1 protein-coding gene is annotated in these 814 nt (G+C 56.6%); it reads right to left on the bottom strand.

What is annotated here, in order from left to right:
• The coding region (locus BKY26_RS20755) for a lamin tail domain-containing protein (protein WP_227435110.1) at positions 1-700 on the bottom strand (700 nt) is incomplete at its 3' end.
• Positions 701-814: the final 114 nt, after the last annotated feature.

Raw genomic sequence — 814 nt, 5'->3', positions numbered from 1 at the left:
TCTGACGTCCGATCCATTTGACGTGAACTGCTGTGCCATCGGCGATGAGAACCCGATCACCGATCTTCAGCCCTTCCACCACGCACTCGCCATCAGGCGTCGTGATGAGAGTTCCAGCCGCAAAGCAGTTGACGTCCCCGATCGTGGGTGTCGAATTGAGCCACGTTGTATCTCCATCGGTGTCGCGGCCTACGGAATTACCAGTCGAAGAGGCAACACCGTCCTCTGTTGGTCCGACTTGTGCGGCCCCCGGATGTGCAGATGTCAGCAGGCCGATTCCCGCAGTGATGCTCGCGGGCAAAGCAGTATCCCCCGCAAATACGACGAACTCATTATTGTTCGGATCGTAGAGAAAGATGTAGTCGTTGTCGGCGAGTCCGTAGGCAGAGTCCGAATAATCCGCATCTGACCCGTTCACGTTCTGGATCGGGTTGGTCGTGCCCGCGGCGCGATCAACCGAAACGTAGTACCCGCCCGCCGGGATCGTCGTGCCGCCCGGGACAGTGTGCCGCAATACGCCACTTTCCCAGATTTCCCAGCCGGAAATGTCGACCGGAGAACCGCTGTTATTGTACAGTTCGATAAATTCGTCAGAGCTGTTGCCGACACCATCCCCGTTCAGGTCTTGTGACACTCCGGAAGGATCGAAGCCGATTTCATTAATGACGACCCCGCTCAGATTCGCTGTTGTTGCTGGCACCTTGCCGTCCCCCTTAGACAATTAACCTTTGTCAAGCGGTAACATACAATAGGACGCGAATCCAGTTTTGCGCCAGTGCTCCATGCAGCAGGCGTAGGGTGGGCAGTTTTGCCC

This window comes from Nioella sediminis (genome assembly GCF_001879695.1).
Lineage (GTDB): Bacteria > Pseudomonadota > Alphaproteobacteria > Rhodobacterales > Rhodobacteraceae > Nioella > Nioella sediminis.
This window is presented reverse-complemented; position numbering and strand designations above follow the sequence as displayed.